At 74.4% G+C, this 18613-nt stretch carries 6 protein-coding genes; 3 read left to right on the top strand and 3 right to left on the bottom strand.

All coding sequences use genetic code 11. The features are described 5' to 3' along the window. Nucleotides 1-37: 37 nt before the first annotated feature. A complete protein-coding gene (locus DDJ31_RS04605) occupies nucleotides 38-709 on the top strand; it encodes a hypothetical protein (protein ID WP_127181567.1) in 672 nt (223 codons plus the stop codon). Nucleotides 710-915: 206 nt separating this feature from the next. On the opposite strand, the gene DDJ31_RS04600 is transcribed toward DDJ31_RS04605, so the two are convergent. Next, nucleotides 916-2532 carry an aspartate aminotransferase family protein gene (locus DDJ31_RS04600; protein ID WP_127181568.1) on the bottom strand — a complete coding sequence of 539 codons (1617 nt, stop codon included), beginning with the start codon at nucleotides 2530-2532 and terminating at the stop codon, nucleotides 916-918. 280 nt (nucleotides 2533-2812) lie between these two features. On the opposite strand from DDJ31_RS04600, the gene DDJ31_RS04595 reads away from it, so the two are divergent. Beyond that, complete coding sequence (locus DDJ31_RS04595; RefSeq protein WP_240678280.1) at nucleotides 2813-3277, top strand: flavin reductase family protein; 465 nt, start codon at nucleotides 2813-2815, stop codon at nucleotides 3275-3277. A 315-nt stretch (nucleotides 3278-3592) separates the two neighbouring features. Here DDJ31_RS04595 and DDJ31_RS04590 read toward each other — a convergent pair whose 3' ends face one another. After that, nucleotides 3593-4018, bottom strand: coding sequence for a YybH family protein (locus DDJ31_RS04590; protein WP_127181570.1), 426 nt, complete (start codon nucleotides 4016-4018; stop codon nucleotides 3593-3595). Between the two features lie 63 nt (nucleotides 4019-4081). Then, complete coding sequence (locus tag DDJ31_RS04585) at nucleotides 4082-4462, bottom strand: YybH family protein (RefSeq protein WP_127181571.1); 381 nt, start codon at nucleotides 4460-4462, stop codon at nucleotides 4082-4084. A gap of 248 nt (nucleotides 4463-4710) precedes the next feature. Between DDJ31_RS04585 and DDJ31_RS04580 the strand changes: the two genes are divergently transcribed. Next, the gene (locus DDJ31_RS04580; protein WP_127181572.1) at nucleotides 4711-18591 is read left to right on the top strand and encodes a type I polyketide synthase; all 13881 of its coding nucleotides are present in this window, start codon (nucleotides 4711-4713) and stop codon (nucleotides 18589-18591) included. The last annotated feature ends 22 nt before the right edge of the window (nucleotides 18592-18613 follow it).

Raw genomic sequence — 18613 nt, 5'->3', positions numbered from 1 at the left:
TGAACCCAACGGGCCGCCCGCTTGCTTCCCTTGACTCATGGATACCGACGTCTCCACGCCATCTCCCGCACAGCGTGCGGAGTTCACCCTGGCCGCGCTCGTGGGCAGGGAATTCGTCGAGGAACTCGACGCGGGGCTGCGCCGGGCGCGCGCCGCCGGACGGACCCCGGCCCGCCCGCCGGTACCGCCGTCCCCTCCGGTACCTCCGTCCTCGCGGTCCCAGCCGTCGCCGCTGTCTCCGCCGTCCGTCGACCCCGCGGCAGCCGGCCCCCGCCCGCCGCGTCCCGCGCAGCCGGAGCACGGGTCGGCCGTGGCGCTGCTCACCAGATACGCCCCGACGATCCTGCGGGCCTTCGAGACCGCTCTGCCCGCCCCGGGACCGGTCGGCGGCGCGCGGCACCGCCCGCCCCGGCGTGGACTGCTCGTCTGGGCCCAGGCCGTGCTGCGCGACGCCATGGGCCTGCCGCCCGCCGCCCTCGTGACGCCGCCGCCCACCCCCGAACAGCAGGTCGTCGCGGCGGCCCTGCTGCTGGAGTGCGCGGCGGTGACGCTGCCGACGGCCCACCCCGCGGGCACGGAGGCGCTCGGCGTCCTGGCCCGCGCCATCCGCACCGGCGCCGCCCCGGCCCCCTCGCCGGCGGCTGAGGCCCGCCCCGGGCGTCCCCCGAAGCGGTCGGCCGGCGCGTCCGTCGGCCGCGGGCGGCCGTGAACGCGGACGCAGGACGCGCACGGGAAGCGGCGGGGCGGGACCCGGATCACAGGATCAGGGTCCCGCCCCGCCGCTTCCCGTCGCTCGGCCCGCACCCCGGACGACCGCCGGCGGGCATGCTGGAGGGCGGTTCCCGGCCCCCTGGCCCGCCCGGCGGGCCGATCGGCGGACCAGGAACCGCCCACGCGGGTCCCGAAGGTGTCCCCTCAGCCGGCCCGGCCGGCTGCCAGCCGTTCGCCGGCCGCGTCGCGCATGATGGCGCAGACGTCCCGCAGACCGCCGTCGAGCCGGGCGATCTCGGCATCGCTCAGCAGCAGCGACGGTTCGAAACGGAGGGTGTTGAGAGCGCTCGCGGTCGGGAACGTGCGGATGGCGTGCCGGTGCAGCAGATGCCCGGCGAGCACATAGCCGAAGAGACCACCGGCGGCGGCCTCCCGCAGCGCGGGTGACGCCGACCCCGACTGGTCGTGGAACTCCACGCCGAGCATCAGGCCACGGCCCCGCACCTCCTTGACCACGCCGGGGAAGTCCGCGGCGACCGACTCCAGCGTGCGGCGCAGCGCGTCGCCCCGCTCGGCCGCCCGCCGGTAGGCCGCGCCGCCGTCCGCCTCGAGCAGTTCGAGCACCTTGAGCGCGATGTGGCAGGAGAAACTGTCCTTCGCGAACGTCGAACTGTGGACGATCTCGAACTCCTCGCGGTACCAGGCCTGTCGCACCAGCATCACCGACGTCTTGGCGATGCCGCCGCCCAGCGTCTTGGCCAGCGTGTAGTAGTCGCCCCGCAGACCGATCTGGGCACTCGCCAGCAGGGCACCGGTGCGGCCCATGCCGCTCTGGATCTCGTCGACGATCACCGGGCACCCGATCGACGCGCAGAACCGCTGGATCTCCGCGGCGAACTCCTCCGACAGGACGTGGATGCCGCCCTCGCCCTGGATCGGCTCCACCAGGAAGGCGCAGAACGCGGGGAACTCGCGCTCGGTGACCTCGACCCGGCCCTCGAAGACCCGCACGTCCCGGAGTGTGCCGCGCTCCTCGGCCCAGATCTCCTTCAGCGCCTCGGGCCGCTCACGGGGCACGAAACGGGCCTGCGCCGCCAGCGCCTTGAACGGGGCGCGGTACCCCTCGTTGTGGGTCAGCTGCACGCTCGCCGCCAGCTTGCCGTGGAAGCCGCCCTCAAGGCTGAGGAACAGCGGCGGCCTGGCGAACAGTTCGGCGTTGTGACGCTCCAACTCGGCGGCGAGTGTCTCGAAGTCACCGCCGGGCGCCGTCGCGTCGAGCCCGGCACCCGCGAGGGCCCGCGAGGTCACCTTCGCCTCGCCGGCCGCCACCGCCGCGCGGACGCTCGCGGTGTGCCGCGCCAACTCCTCACGCAGCGCCGCCAGTCGCATGCCCCGGTCCATCTCGGCGTGCTTGATCGCGGCCTCGACGGCCTCCGCGCCCGAATTGCCGAAGATGGCGAAGTACGGCTCGTCGGTGTCCAGTTCGCGTCCCACGATCCGGTTCAGCTCGGCCGCGAGCCGGTTGGCGTAGGGGTGGCTGGAGAACTGCGCGTGCACCGGGGTGCCTGACGCCAGCAGTTCCCTCGCGCGCTCGACGATCTCGGGCCGGTTGTGGCCGAGCAGGACGGAGCCGTACCCGCCGGCGAAGTCCGTCACGGCGATCTCGGTGCCGTCCTCGTCGAGCCAAAACAGCGTGTTGTCCTGGGCCCGGACGTACTCGACGGCCAGTCCCGCCGTGTCCAGCACCGCACGCAGGTGCGGTTCGGCGAGCTCCGGCTCGGTGGTCTCGGGCCGGGCCGCTGCGGAGTCTGTGGGAGTCATGGCCACAGGGTGCGCCCGGGAGGTAAGGCGGCACTCACGGCACGGTCACCACGGCGGCGCCCGCGGGCGGCCGGTGCGCCGGTTACCCGACGGTGGAGGAGACGCGTCCGGGCGCCGGTACGTTGAGGAATCCGCAGGCCCGTCCTTGTCTCTGTCACGGGTCGCGTGCGCCCCCACGACCCCCGGAGAAGGTGGCATGAATTCCGCGTCCGCTGAACTCGACCCTTCGGCTTCCCCCTCCGCACCGCGCTGGGTGGGGCCCGGCCGGCTGAGGGAGGTGATGTCCCGTTTCACGACCGGCGTCACGGTCATCACCGTCGGTCAGGAGCATCTGCACGCCATGACGGCGAACGCCTTCAGCTCCGTGTCGCTCGACCCGCCCTCGGTGCTGTGCAGCGTCGGCCACGGCGCCGTGATGCACCAGGCGCTGACCGACTCCGGCCGGTTCGCCGTCAACATCCTCGGAGCCGAACAGGAGCCCCTCGCCCGGCACTTCGCCGACAAGAACCGCACCCTCGGTGCCGCGCAGTTCGACGGGATCGAGTGGTGGCCAGGCACCCACACGGGCGCCCCGCTGCTCGCCGGCTCGCTGGCCTGGGTGGAGTGCGAACTGACCGACGCGCACTCGTTCGGCGACCACACCATCTTCATAGGGACGGTGCTGGAGGCCGGGCGCGGCAGCGACGGTCACGAACTGATCTTCGTCAACGGCTCTTTCGGCCGCCCGGAGCCGTCCACGCGCTGACCGCACGGCGTCGTCCTGTGTGCCGGCCCGCGGAGACGATCCGCGGGACCGGCACACAGGAACGACCGGGAACGCCGCACACAAGGACGACCGGGAACGCCGCACGCAGGAACGGGCGGTCGCGCCCGCGCACAAGGAGCGAACGGGAACTCCCGAGCACGGGAACGAGCGGGAACGCCCGCGCGCAGAAATGAGAGGGAACGCCCGCGCACACGTACGTGCCGGGCGTTCCGAGAAGAAGACGAAAAGGCGGAAGAACCCCCCGGCGGTGCGTTCGGGGGGTTCTTCCGTGCGTGGGGCCGGGGGACCCGCGCCCTATTCGGAGACGAGTCCCTTCGCGGCCACCGGACGGTCGACGGCCATCAGCCAGCGGCCGTCCTTCTGGCGCCGCAGGACATCCGTGCACACGCCTTCGAGGAGGGTGGGTGAGCCGTCCGGGCCGGTGCCCCTGATGCTGTAGTCGACACCCATGAGCGCCACGTCACCGGCGACGTACGAGAACGTGATCGCGGCCTTCAGCGTCGGCTTCGAGGAGAGGAACTCCTTGAAGAAGGCCAGGCGCGCCGCGCCGGTGAGGGGCTCGCCGGAGAAGTTCGAGATGGAGTCCTCCAGGTACAGGCGGTTGAACAGCTCGCCGTCACCGGAGTTGAAGACCTGGAGGAAGATCTCGTTCGCGACCTCGGCGTCACTGGTGAGGTCGGGGTGGGCGGGGTCGAAGTCGACGGCGAAGTTGAAGGCCATGTGAACCGGCCTGCCTCTCTGCTGGATGGTGGCTGAACGGGACTGGTGCGTCGGGGTAGGGGCTCAGTCCTCCTGGCCGTAGGGGTCGTCCACCGCGTAGCGCCAGACCGCGTCCTCGCCCAGGCGCAGCACGTCCACGCCGATCCCGCGCAGCTGTTCGGCCGTCCCCGACTCGTCGACCGTGTCGATGGTCCAGTCGACGATCAGCAGCGCGGTGTCACCCGTGACGAAGGACTGCCGCGGCACGGCGGTGATCCGCGGCCCGCGGGACAGGAACGCGCGCTGGTAGTCCCTGCGGGCCTGCCCCGTCAGCGGCTTGCCCGGTTCCCAGACCGCGATGGCCTCTTCGGTGTAGAAATCCTCGAGTGCGTCCGCGTCGCCCGCGTTGAAGGCATCGACATAGAGTTCGGTGCGCTTTTCCAGATCAGCGATTATTCGCGACATGAGAGTTCAGGCCCGCCTTCCGTGAGTGAGGTGGCTGAGTTCCACGGTCGAGACGGTATTTCATCCCGCGCAACAGTGCGGGAACCGCCGGGTCACACCGTGATCTGCCCGCCCGCCGCCCGGCCGATTACCCGAAAAAGGTCGCACGTTGAATTCCGCGAGGAGGCCGCTGCCTACGATCCATTCGCAGAGTTGCCTCAAATGCCTTGGGGTTTCGGTCGGTTCAGCCGGAAGGGTAGTCGAGCGCCATGACGAACGAGCAGCACCTTGGGACGTCCGCGGCGCGTGGGGAAGGAGACCAGGCCATCGCGGTGGTCGGACTCTCCTGCCGACTGCCGGGCGCCGACGGCCCCGCCGCCTTCTGGGAGTTGCTGAGCACCGGCACCAGCGCCGTCACCGCCGTACCGGAAGGACGCTGGCAGCCGGTGAGCGCGGAGGGCGCCTCACAGCCGGCCGTCGACGGCTCCGGGCCTGCGGACGCGACCTCCGGCGCCGGGACCCGCCGGGGCGGCTTCCTCGCCCACCTCGACACCTTCGACGCCGCCTTCTTCGGCATCTCCCCGCGCGAGGCCGTCACCATGGACCCCCAGCAGCGCCTGGTGCTCGAACTGGCGTGGGAGGCGCTGGAGGACGCCGGGACCCTGCCGGCCGCGCTCGCGGGCAGCCGCACGGCCGTCTTCGTCGGCACCCAGCGCGACGACTACTCCGCCCTGCTCTACCAGCACGGTGAGCGGGCGATCACCCAGCACACCATGGCGGGCGTCAACCGGGGCGTCATCGCCAACCGGGTCTCCTACCACCTGGGGCTGCGCGGCCCCAGCATGACCGTCGACTCCGCCCAGTCGTCGTCGCTGGTCGCCGTCCACCTGGCCTGCGAGTCGCTGCGGTCGGGGGAGTCGGAGGCGGCCGTGGTGGCGGGCGTCCACCTCAACATCCTCGCCGAGAGCGCGGCCAGCGCGGAGCGCTTCGGCGGACTCTCACCCGACGGCACGATCTACGCCTTCGACGCCCGCGCCAACGGGTTCGTGCGCGGCGAGGGCGGCGGCGCCGTCATCCTCAAGCCGCTGGCCCGCGCCGTCGCGGACGGCGACCGCGTCCACGGGGTGATCCTCGCCAGCGCCGTCAACAACGACGGCGCCACCCCCGGGCTCACCGTCCCCGACCGCGCCTCCCAGGAGCAGGTGCTGCGCCACGCCTACGAGAAGGCCGCCGTCGACCCCGCGGCGGTGCAGTACGTGGAGCTGCACGGCACCGGTACCCCGGTCGGTGACCCGATCGAGGCCGCGGCGCTCGGCGCGGTCCTCGGGAGCGGGCGCGACCCCGAACGGCCCCTGCGGGTCGGGTCGGTGAAGACCAACATCGGCCACCTGGAGGGCGCCGCCGGGATCGCCGGCCTCATCAAGGCACTGCTGGCCCTCTCGCACCGCACGATCCCGGCCAGCCTCAACTTCGAGACCCCGAACCCGCGGATACCGCTGGCCGAGCTGGGTCTCAGGGTGCAGAGCGCGCCGTCCGACTGGCCGGAGCCCGACCGCACGCTGCTGGCCGGTGTCTCCTCCTTCGGCATGGGCGGCACCAACGCCCACGTCGTGCTCGCCGAGCACCCGGCCCCGGCGCCCCGCCCCGAACCCGCACAGACCCCCCGGTCGCGGTCGGCCGCCGCACCGGGACCGGCGGCCCTCCCGCCGTCCGCACCCGCGACCGACCCGGCCCCCGTGCCCTGGGTGGTCACCGGCCGCGACGCCGCCGCGCTGCGCGACCAGGCCGCCCGGCTGCACGCCGCCGTCACCGCCGACGCGACGCTCGACCCCGCGGACGTCGGGCTGACCCTCGCGGCGCACCGCACCGTCTTCGACCACCGCGCCGTCGTGCTCGGCGGCGACCGCGGCACCCTGCTCGACGGGCTCGCCGCCCTCGCCGCCTCCGGGACAGGGGCCGGTGTCGCCCGCCCGGACCGCCCGGCCGTGGTCTTCACCGGACAGGGCTCCCAGCGCGTCGGCATGGGGCGCGAACTGCGCGCCGCCTTCCCGGTGTTCGCCGAGGCGTTCGACGAGGTGTGCGCCCACCTCGACCCGCTGCTCGACCGGCCGCTGAGCGAGGTGATCGAATCCGGCGACGGCCTGGACGACACCGGGTTCACCCAGCCCGCGATCTTCGCCGTGGAAGTGGCGCTGTACCGCCTGGTCAGCTCCTGGGGCGTGGTCCCCTCGCAGGTGGCCGGGCACTCGATCGGCGAGGTGGCCGCCGCGCACGCCGCCGGAGTGCTCTCCCTCGGCGACGCCGCACGCCTGGTCGCCGCCCGCGGCCGGCTGATGCAGGCCCTCCCGCCCGGCGGGGTCATGGCCGCCGTGCGGGCCGACGAGAACGAGGTGGCGAAGCTCCTCGCCGACGAGCCCCTGGCCGCGATAGCCGCCGTCAACGGCCCGCTGTCGACGGTGGTGTCGGGGGACGAGGACGCGGTCGAGCGGATCATCGGCCGGCTCTGCGCCCAGGGCCGCAACGTCCGCCGGCTCACCGTCTCCCACGCCTTCCACTCCCCGCTGATGGACCCGATGCTGGAGGACTTCCGCCGGGCCGTCACGGACCTCACCTTCCACGAGCCGACGCTCCCCGCCGTCTCCACGGTGACCGGACGCCCCGTCGGACCGGGGGAGTGGTCCTCCCCCGAGTACTGGGTCGGGCAGATCCGCCGGCCGGTCCGGTACCTGGACGCGGTCCGCACCCTGAAGTCCGCCGGCGTGCCCACCCTCCTCGAACTCGGTCCGGCCGCCGTCTGCTCCCCGATGGCCGTCGAGTGCCTCGACGACACCGACGCCATGGCGCCGGTCGCCACGCTGCGCGCCGGCCGTCCCGAACCGCACGCCCTGCTCACCGGCGTGGCCGCCGCGTTCGTCCGGGGCGCCGAGGTGGACTGGGCGGCCGTGCCCACGGTCGGGGACGGCCGCAGGGTGACCCTGCCCACGTACGCCTTCCAGCGCGAGCGCCACTGGATCACCGGACCGGCGCGCCCGGCCGCCTCGCTCCCCGAGGCCCCCGCCACCGCTGCCGCGACCCCGGCGGTCCCGGCGGCGCCGGCGGACCTCACCGACCTCCCCGGCCTGGTCACCGACCGGATCGCGGCCGTCCTCGAATACCCCGCCGACCGCCGCGTCGAACCGCACGCCAGCTTCAGGGAACTCGGGTTCGACTCGCTGATGTCGGTGGAGCTGCGCGACACCCTCGCCGCCGCCACCGGACTGCGCCTGCCGAGCGGTCTGCTGTTCGACCGCCCCACCCCCGCCGCGCTCATCGACCACCTCACCACCCTCCTCGAAGGCAGCGGCGCCGAGGCGACCGCCCCCGTACTCCGCGCCGAGACCTCGACGGAACCCATCGCCATCGTGGGCATGGCCTGCCGCTACCCGGGCGGCATCGCCTCCCCCGAGGACCTGTGGCGGCTGCTCGCCGACGGCGGCGACGCGATCTCAGGCTTCCCCACCGACCGCGGCTGGGACGAGGAACTGTTCGACCGGGACGCCGGGCGGAACGGCAAGAGCTCCGTGCGCGAGGGCGGATTCCTCTACGACGCCCCGCTGTTCGACAACACCCTCTTCGGGATCTCCCCGCGCGAGGCGCTGGCCATGGACCCGCAGCAACGGCTGCTCCTGGAGACCGCCTGGGAGGCCCTGGAACGCGCCGGACTCGACGCGGACACCCTCCGCGGCAGCCGCACCGGCGTGTTCGTCGGCGCCACCGCGCTCGACTACGGACCGCGCATGCACCAGGCCCCCGACACCGTGGAGGGCCATGTCCTGACCGGCACCGCCCCCAGCGTCATGTCCGGCCGCATCGCCTACCAGTTCGGCTTCGTCGGCCCCGCGGTGACCATCGACACCGCCTGCTCCTCGTCCCTGGTCGCCCTGCACCTCGCGGTGCGGTCGCTGCGCTCGGGGGAGACCGGTCTCGCCCTGGCCGGCGGCGCCACCGTGATGTCGTCGCCCGGCATGTTCGTGGAGTTCTCCCGGCAGCGCGGTCTCGCGGCCGACGGACGCTCCAAGTCGTTCGCCGCCGGCGCCGACGGCACCTCCTGGGCGGAGGGCGTCGGTCTGCTCGTGGTGGAGCGGCTCTCCGACGCCCTCAAGAACGGCCACCCGGTCCTCGCCACCATCCGCGGCTCGGCCGTCAACCAGGACGGCGCCAGCAACGGGCTCACCGCGCCCAGCGGCCCCTCCCAGGAACACGTCATCCGGCAGGCCCTCGCGGACGCGGGACTCGACCCCGCCGACGTCGACGCCGTCGAGGCGCACGGCACCGGCACCAGGCTCGGCGACCCCATCGAGGCCGAGGCGCTCATCGCCACCTACGGACGGGACCGCGCGCACCCGCTCCAGGTGGGCTCCCTGAAGTCCAACATCGGCCACACCCAGGCCGCCGCCGGTGTGGGCGGCGTGATCAAGATGGTCCAGGCGATGCGCCACGGCGTGCTCCCGCGCACCCTGCACGTGGACGCGCCCACCCCGTTCGTCGACTGGGACTCCGGCTCCGTCGAACTGCTCACCCGCGAGACCGAGTGGCCGGACACCGGCCGCCCGCGCCGCTCCGCCGTCTCCTCGTTCGGCATCAGCGGCACCAACGCCCACCTCATCGTCGAGCACGACCCCGCCACCGAACCGGCGCCCCCGGCCGGCCCCGAACGGCCCGAGCCCACCGCGCCCGCCCCCTGGCTGATCACGGCCAGGGACGACGCGGCCCTGCGCGCCCAGGCCGCCCGGCTGCGCGACCACCTCCGCACCACCGAGGCCCACCCCGCCGACATCGGCCGCGCGCTCGCCACCACGCGCGCCCGCCTCGACCGGCGGGCGGTCGTCCTCGGCACCGGCCGCGACACCTTCCTGGCCGGCCTCGACGCCCTGGCCTCGGGCACCGACGCGCCCCACCTGGTCACCGGCGACGTCGCGGGCACCGGCCGCACCGCGGTCCTGTTCACCGGACAGGGCGCCCAGCGCGCCCGCATGGGCAGCGAGCTGTACGCGTCGTCCCCGGTCTTCGCCGCCGCCCTCGACGAGGTGTGCGCCGCCCTCGATCCGCATCTGCGCCGCCCCCTGCGCGCCGTGCTGTCCGCCCCCGCCGACAGCGACGACGGCGCGCTGCTGCACCGCACCGCGTACACCCAGCCGGCCCTCTTCGCCGTCGGCACCGCCCTGTTCAGGCTCCTTGAGCACCACGGCCTCACCCCCGCCCTCCTCGCCGGGCACTCCATCGGCGAGGTGACCGCCGCCCACGTCGCCGGTGTCCTCTCGCTCGACGACGCGGCGCTGCTCGTCGCCGCCCGGGGGCGCCTCATGGAGTCGGCGAGGTCCGGCGGCGCCATGATCGCGATCGAGGCCGAGGAGGCCGAACTCGCCGACGACCTCGCCCGCCACGCCGCCGCGCTCGCCGTCGCCGCCGTCAACGGCCCGACCTCCCTGGTGATCTCCGGCGACCAGGACGCGGCCGAAGAGGTCGCCGCGCACTGGCGGGCCCGCGGCCGCCGGACCCGTCGCCTCCAGGTCAGCCACGCCTTCCACTCGCCCCACATGGACGACGTGCTGGCGGAGTTCCGTTCCGTCGCCGAGGGGCTCACCTTCCACCCGCCGCGCATCCCGATCGTCTCCACCGTCACCGGCGAGACGGCCGGCGCCGACACCCTCACCTCACCCGACCACTGGGCCGGGCAGATCCGCGGCACGGTCCGCTTCATGGACGCGGCCCGCACGCTTCAGCGGCACGGCGCCACCGTCTTCATCGAGGCGGGCCCCGACGCCGTCCTCACGTCCATGGTGCGCGACAGCCTGTCGGGCGAACCGGCCGCCGTGCCCCTCATGCGCGCGGGGCGCCCCGAGCCGCAGACGCTGACCACCGCGCTGGCGACCGCCCTCACCCGGGGCGCGCCCCTGGACGCCGCGTCGTTCTTCCCGGACGCCCACCGCGTCGACCTGCCGACCTACGCCTTCCAGCGGGCCCGCCACTGGCTCCCCGCCGACAGCGGCGGCACCGACGCCCGCGGCCTCGGCCTCGACCCCGCCGACCACCCGCTGCTGACCACCGCCGTGGACCTCGCGGGCCGTGAGGACCGGCTCCTCACCGGCCGCGTCAGCGCGTCGGAACACTCCTGGCTCGCCGACCACGTCATCGGCGGCACGGCCCTGCTCCCCGGCACCGCCTTCCTCGAACTGGCCCTGACCGCGGGCGGACTGCTCGAAGCCGAGCGGGTCGAGGAACTCACCCTGGAGGCCCCGCTCGTCCTGCCGGCCCGGGGAGCGGCCCGCCTCCAGGTCTCCGTCGACGCGCCCGACGCCGCCGGAACGCGCTCCTTCACGGTCTTCGCACGCCGTGACGGCGACCCCGGCGACGACCGCACCTGGACCCGCCACGCCTCGGGTGTCCTCGGCGGCACGGGGGAGCCCGTCACCGCCGGCACGCAGGAGGTGTGGCCGCCCGAAGGGGCCACGGCGCAGCCGCTCGACGCCGTCTACGACCGCCTCGCGGACCTCGGCTACCACTACGGGCCCGCCTTCCAGGGGCTCAAGGCCCTCTGGCACCGGGACGGCGACCTGTACGCCGAGGTGTCCCTGCCCGCGGAACAGCACCCGGACGCCGACCGCTTCACCGCCCACCCGGCGCTCCTCGACGCCGTCCTGCACCCCCTGGTCCTGCACGCCGCCGCCTCGGCGACCCCTGACGGGACGGACGGGACGGACGGGTCCGGCGCGATTCGCCTGCCGTTCTCCTGGAACGACACCGTCCTGCACGCCACCGGGGCGACCGACCTCCGCGTCCGTATCTCGCCCACCGGCACCGACACCTTCGCCGTCACCGCGACCGACACCACGGGCCGCGCCGTGGTCTCCGTCGGGTCGCTCACCCTGCGGCCCGTACCCCGCGACCGCCTCGCCCCGGCCGACGAGGGCCCCGCCGCCCTCCACACCGTGGCGTGGACAGTCCTCCCGCTCCCCGCCACGGCGCCCGCGGCACCCCGGATCGCGGAGGCCCCGCACGGCGAACTGCCCCACGGGCGGGCGGCCGGCGAGGCAGACCTCGACGCCGTCCTCGTCCATGTCGACCGGCTCCTGACCGAGGACCCCGGTCGGGACGAGGTCACCACGGCCCACGAGACGCTGGCCGCCGTACTCTCCCTGACCCAGCGCTTCCTCTCCGACGAGCGGTACGACGACACCCGGCTGGTGCTGGTCACCCGGGGCGCCGTGGCGGTGGAGCGGGGCGAGGGCGTCGCCGGGCTCGCGAGCGCCCCCGTGTGGGGCCTGGGCCGAGCCGCGCAGTCCGAGCACCCGGGCCGCCTGGTCCTCCTTGACCTCGACCCCGACGACGGCACGGAGCCCGCCGCCGCGGAGACCCTGGTCGCCGCGGCCCTCGCCACCGGCGAACCCCAACTCGCCGTACGGGCGGGCCGGATGACGGTCCCCCGGATCGTGCGCGACCCGGCCGCCGGCCCCCGCACAGCGCCGCCCCTCGACCCCGAGAAGACCGTGCTCGTCACTGGCGGCACGGGCGGCCTCGGTGCCCTGTTCGCGCGGCATCTGGTGGAGCGGCACGGTGTGCGGCGGCTGCTGTTGGTGAGTCGGCGTGGTGGTGATGCGCCGGGTGCGGAGGAGTTGGCGGGGGAGTTGCGGGCTGCGGGTGCGGAGGTCGGGTTCGCCGCGGTGGATGTCGCGGATCGTTCGGCGTTGGCCGAGGTGGTGGGGCGGTTCGGTGACGGTAATCCGTTGGGTGCGGTGGTGCATGCGGCGGGTGTGCTGGACGATGTGCCGTTCGACGGTCTGACGGTGGAGCGGTTGGACGGTGTGCTGCGGGCGAAGGTCGACGCGGCGTGGCATCTGCACGAGTTGACGCGTGGGTCGGGTCTGGACGCGTTCGTGGTGTATTCGTCGATCGCGGGGTTGCTGGGGACGGCGGGTCAGGCGAACTACGCTGCGGGCAACGCGTACTTGGACGCGTTGGCCGCGCACCGCCGGGCCCAGGGGCTGCCCGGACTCTCCCTCGCCTGGGGACTCTGGGACGGCACCCACGGCATGGGCGCCGCCCTCGGCGACACCGACCTCGCCCGCTGGCGCCGCATGGGCATCACCCCCCTCACCCCCGAGGACGGACTCGCCCTCTTCGACCGGGCACTCGCCGAGGGCCCGGCCCTGCGGATACCCGCCGCCCTCGACCTGTCCGTGCCGAGGGCCCGAGCCGACGAGGCACCGGCCCTGCTCCGCGGGCCCGGCGGAACGCGTCCGCGCCGCGCCGCGGCCCGCGCCGCCTCCGGCACGGCGGACGGCTGGGCGGCCCGCGTCGCCGCCCAGCCCCCGCAGACGCGCCACGACACGGTCCACGACCTGGTGCGGAGCACCGTGGCAGCCGTCCTCGGCCACGCCGAAGCCGGCACGCTCGACCCGCGACGCGCCTTCAAGGACCTCGGATTCGACTCCCTCGCCGGCGTCGAACTCCGCAACCGCCTCAACGCGGTGACCGGACTGCGGCTGCCCACCACCGCCGTCTTCGACCACCCCTCGGCCACGGCCTTGGCCGACTTCCTCCTCTCCCGGCTGCCCGGCACCCGGCCCGCCACCGACCGCCCCGAACCCCGCGCCGCCGCCGTCGCCGACGACCCGATCGCCATCGTGGGGATGGCGTGCCGGTTCCCTGGCGGGGTGGCTTCACCGGAGGACCTGTGGGGTCTGGTGCGGGGTGGTGTCGACGCGGTGTCGGAGTTCCCGTCGAACCGGGGATGGGATCTGGAGGGGTTGTACGACCCTGATCCGGATCGGGCGGGTACGTCGTACAGCCGGCACGGCGGGTTCCTGCACGACGCGGATCTGTTCGACCGTGAGTTCTTCGGGATGTCGCCGCGTGAGGCGATGGCCACGGACCCGCAGCAGCGTCTACTGCTGGAGACCGCCTGGGAGTTGGTGGAGAGCGCGGGACTCGACCCGGGCGCGCTGCGCGGTTCCCGCACCGGCGTCTTCACCGGCGCCATGTACGACGACTACGCCTCCCGGCTCTCCGCGAGCCCGGCCGAGTACGAGGGCTTCCTGCTGGCGGGCAACCTCTCCAGCGTCGTCTCCGGCCGGCTGTCGTACACCTTCGGTTTCGAGGGCCCCGCGGTGACGGTGGACACGGCGTGCTCGTCGTCCCTGGTCGCCCTGCACCTGGCGGCGAACGCGCTGCGGGCGGGGGAGTGCGACCTCGCCCTGGCCGGCGGAGTGACCGTCATGTCCACCCCGGTCGCCTTCGTCGAGTTCGCCCGGCAGAAGGGACTCGCCCCCGACGGCCGGTGCAAGTCGTTCTCCGCCGACGCCGACGGCACAGGCTGGTCCGAGGGAGTGGGACTGCTCCTGGTGGAGCGGCTGTCGGACGCGCGGCGCAACGGGCATCGGGTGCTGGCGGTGGTGCGGGGCTCGGCGGTGAACCAGGACGGCGCGAGCAACGGCCTGACCGCTCCCAACGGTCCCGCGCAGGAGCGGGTCATCCGGGACGCGTTGGCGAGCGCGGGCCTCTCGCCCTCGGACGTCGACGCGGTGGAGGCGCACGGCACCGGAACCCGTCTGGGCGACCCCATCGAGGCGCAGGCGCTGCTGGCCACCTACGGCCAGGAACGTGAACGGCCCTTGCTGCTGGGGTCGTTGAAGTCGAACATCGGTCACGCCCAGGCGGCTGCCGGCGTGGGCGGTGTGATCAAGATGGTGCAGGCGATGCGCCACGGTGTCCTGCCCAGGACGCTGCACGCCGAGGAGCGCTCCCCGTACGTCGACTGGGACTCCGGTGCCGTCGAACTGCTCACGCGGGAGACCCCGTGGCCGCGGACCGACCGGCCCCGCCGGTCCGCCGTCTCCTCCTTCGGCATCAGCGGCACCAACGCCCACGTCATCCTCGAACAGGGCCCCGACGTCGACACGGCGCCCACCGAGGACGAACCCACCCCGCCGGCCGCGCTGCCCGTCGCGCCCTTCCTCGTCTCCGCCCGCGGCCCCCGCGCGCTCAAGGCCCAGGCGGCACGGCTCGCCGCCCACCTCGACGCCCACCCCGACACCCGGCTCGGCGACCTCGGCCACTCCCTGGCCACCACCCGGGCCCTGCACAGCCACGCCGCCGCCGTCCTCGCCGGCGACCGGGACGCCCTGCGCACCGCGCTGACGGCCCTCGCCGACGACGAACCCTCGCCCGCCGTCGTCCACGCGGACCGCACACCCCGCGGCAGGACCGCCTTCCTCCTCACCGGACAGGGCTCGCAACGCCCCGGCATGAGCCGCGGACTGTACGCGTCCTCCCCGGTGTTCGCCGCCGCGCTCGACGAGGTCGCGGCCCACCTCGACCCGTTCCTCGAACGCCCCCTCAAGGACGTGATCTTCGCCGCCGAGGACTCCGCCGACTCCGCCCTGCTCGACCTGACGGCCTACACCCAGGTCGCGCTGTTCGCCGTCGAGACCGCCCTCTTCCGACTGGCCGAACACCACGGACTCACCCCCGACTACCTGATCGGCCACTCCATCGGCGAGGTGGCGGCGGCCCACCTGTCCGGAGTCCTCGACCTGCCCGACGCCTGCCGCCTGGTCAGCGAGCGCGGCCGGCTGATGCAGGCCGCCCGCGAGGGCGGGGCGATGGCGGCCATCGAGGCGACGGAGGAGGAGGTCCGCGCCACTCTCGCCGGACACGGCGACAGCGTGGGCGTCGCCGCCGTCAACGCCCCCCGCTCCACCGTGATCTCCGGTGACACGTCCGCGGTCGACGCCCTCACCGCCCTGTGGGCGGAGCGCGGCAGCCGCACCAAGCGCCTCACCGTCAGCCACGCCTTCCACTCGTCCCACATGGACGAGGTGCTGGCCGAGTTCAGGGCCGTCGCCGAGGGGCTCACCTTCCGCCCGCCGCGCATCCCGATCGTCTCCAACGTCACCGGGGAACTCGCGACGACCGAACAACTCACCTCCCCCGACTACTGGGTGGCGCAGATCCGCGGCACGGTCCGCTTCCTCGACGGCGTCCGGCTGCTGGCGGCCGAAGGCGTCACCGAGTGGCTGGAACTCGGACCGGACGGCGTCCTCACCACGCTCGTCATGGACGCGCTCCCCACCGGGACGGGCGCGCTCGCCCCCGCCCTGCGCCGGGGCCGCGACGACGACCAGGTGTTCGCCGCCGCCCTCGGCCTGCTGGCCGCCCGCGGCGCCGACCTGGCCTGGGACGCCGTCTTCCCCGGGGCCCGCGCCGTCGACCTGCCCGGATACGCCTTCCAGCACCAGCGGTACTGGATCCAGGACCCCGCCACGCCGGACCGGGACGCCGCCGGACTCGGCCTGACCGCCACCGGTCACCCGCTGCTCGGCGCCGCCGTCTCCCTCGCGGACCGCGACGAACACGTCATCACCGGCAGGCTGTCCGTCCGCACCCACCCCTGGCTGGCCGACCATGCCGTCGGCGGTGTCGTCCTGCTGCCCGGCACCGGCCTCCTCGACCTCGTCCTCCAGGCCGGTGAACAGCTCGGCACCCCCGGTGTCGACGACCTGACGCTCGCGGAGCCCCTGATCCTGCCCGGACACGGCGCGGTACAGGTCCAACTCGTCGCCGGGGCCACCGACAACGGCGGCGGACGCCCGGTGCGGGTCTACTCCCGGCCCACCGGCACGGCGGGCGACGACGACGGCGCCTGGACCCTGCACGCCGAGGGCCGCCTCGGCACCGCAGCCGACAGGCTGCCCACGGACGACCTGACGGACTGGCCGCCCCCCGGCGCGGTCGAGACGGACCTCACCGGCGTCTACGAGCGGCTCGCGGAACACGGCTACGCCTACGGCCCGGCCTTCCGCAACCTGCGCGGACTGTGGACCACGGAGACCGGCCTCTACGCCGAGGTCGCCCTGGACGAGGAACGGCGCGCCGAGGCTGCCCGGTTCGTCCTCGACCCCGCGCTGCTCGACGCGGCGCTGCACCCCCTGCTCCCAGGGGTCACCGGTGACGAGGGCCGCTCCCTGCTCCCGTTCGCCTGGTCGGGCGTCACGGTCGAGACCCGCGGCGCCACGACCCTGCGGGTCCGCCTCGCGCGGCAGGACGGCGACGGCGCCTCACCCACCGTCCGCCTGACCGTGGCCGACGGCACGGGCACGCCCGTCGCGGCCGTCGACGCGCTCACCCTGCGCCCGCTGTCCGCCGGGGCGCTCCGCGCGTCCGGCGCCGCGGACGGCCTGCTGTGCCTCGACTGGATCCCCCTGCCGGACACACCGGACGGCACCGCCGACCCGGCCGGCTGGATCGTCCTCGGGGACGAGACGTCCGTCGTGCCCGCGCTGCTCGACGCCCCGGCCCGCGTCCGTCCCGACGTCGCGGCGCTCGTCCGGGACCTGGACCGGGGCGAGCCCGCGCCCTCCGGTGTGCTGCTGACCGTCTCCGCGCGGCCGGCCGTGGGGGAGGAACTGCCCGCCGTGCTGCGGGACGCCACCCACCGCGTGCTGACGGACGTGCAGACCCTGCTGGCCGATGCGCGGCTCGCCGACGCCCGGCTGGCCGTGGTGACCCGGGGCGCCGTCGCGACCGGCCCCGAGGAGGACGTCACCGATCTCGCGCACGCCCCGGTGTGGGGCCTGCTGCGGTCCGCGCAGACCGAGAACCCCGGCCGCATCGTGCTCCTCGACACCGACGGCACCGCCGACGCCACCCTGCCCGCACTGGCCGCCCACCGCCACGAACCCCAGATCGCCGTGCGCGCCGCCCGGCCCCTGGTCCCACGGCTAATCCGGGCCAGGCCGGCGGCACAGACCGCCACGACCCAGGGCGAGGACACCCCGCGCTGGGACCGCGGCACCGTCCTGGTCACCGGCGCCACCGGAGCGCTCGGCACCGTCGTCGCCCGGCATCTGGTGGAGCGGCACGGTGTGCGGCGGCTGCTGTTGGTGAGTCGGCGTGGTGGTGATGCGCCGGGTGCGGAGGAGTTGGCGGGGGAGTTGCGGGCTGCGGGTGCGGAGGTCGGGTTCGCCGCTGTGGATGTCGCGGATCGTTCGGCGTTGGCCGAGGTGGTGGGGCGGTTCGGTGCCGGTAATCCGTTGGGTGCGGTGGTGCATGCGGCGGGTGTGCTGGACGATGTGCCGTTCGACGGTCTGACGGTGGAGCGGTTGGACGGTGTGCTGCGGGCGAAGGTCGACGCGGCGTGGCATCTGCACGAGTTGACGCGTGGGTCGGGTCTGGACGCGTTCGTGGTGTATTCGTCGATCGCGGGGTTGCTGGGGACGGCGGGTCAGGCGAACTACGCCGCGGGCAACGCGTATTTGGACGCGTTGGCCGCGCACCGCCGGGCCCAGGGGCTGCCCGGACTCTCCCTCGCCTGGGGACTCTGGGCGGGAACCGACTCCATCGCCGCCCACCTCGGCGACGCGGACCTGCGCCGACTGGCCCGCTCGGGCCTGCTGCCGCTGGCCGCCGACGACGCCATGGACCTGTTCGACGCCGCACCCGCCACCGGCGAGGCGGTGCTCGGCGTCAGCCGCCTCGACATCGCGGGACTCCGGGCCTCGGGCGCCCCCGTCCCACCGCTGCTGCGGGCCCTGGTCCCCGCCACCGCGCCCCGCGGGTCCGCCACCACCGCGTCCGCCAACGACGACGGCGGAGAGGCACTCGCGCGGCGGCTCGCCCCGATGACCGCCGTGGAACGCGAGCGCACCCTCACCGCCCTGGTGAGCGCCCGGGTCGCCTCGGTACTCGGCCACCACAGCGCGGAGATCGACGCCGACAGCGCCTTCACGGAACTCGGCTTCGACTCGCTGACCGGCGTCGAACTCCGCAACCACCTCAACGCGGCGACCGGACTGCGGCTGCCCACCACCACCGTCTTCGACCACCCCACCCCCAGGGCGCTCGCGGCGCACCTGCTGACCCGGCTGGTGGCCGAGACACCTGAGGGCGAGCCGGTCCTGACCGAGCTGTCCAGGCTCAGGTCGGCGATCGAGGAATCCGCCTCCGACGCCGCGACCTACCAGCGCATCACCGCACAACTGCGCGACCTGCTCGACGCGGCGGACCTCGCGCACGGCGCCCTCCGGACGGACGGGACCGCCGACGACCCGGACGGCCTTCTGGAGACCGCCTCGGACGAGGAGTTGTTCGCCCTCGTCGACGAACTCGACTGAGCGCGCGGCGCCCCCGGCGCCA

It is taken from the genome of Streptomyces griseoviridis, from assembly GCF_005222485.1.
Lineage (GTDB): Bacteria > Actinomycetota > Actinomycetes > Streptomycetales > Streptomycetaceae > Streptomyces > Streptomyces hintoniae.
Note: the sequence above shows the minus strand (reverse complement) of the source record. Positions and strands in the feature narration are given on the sequence as shown.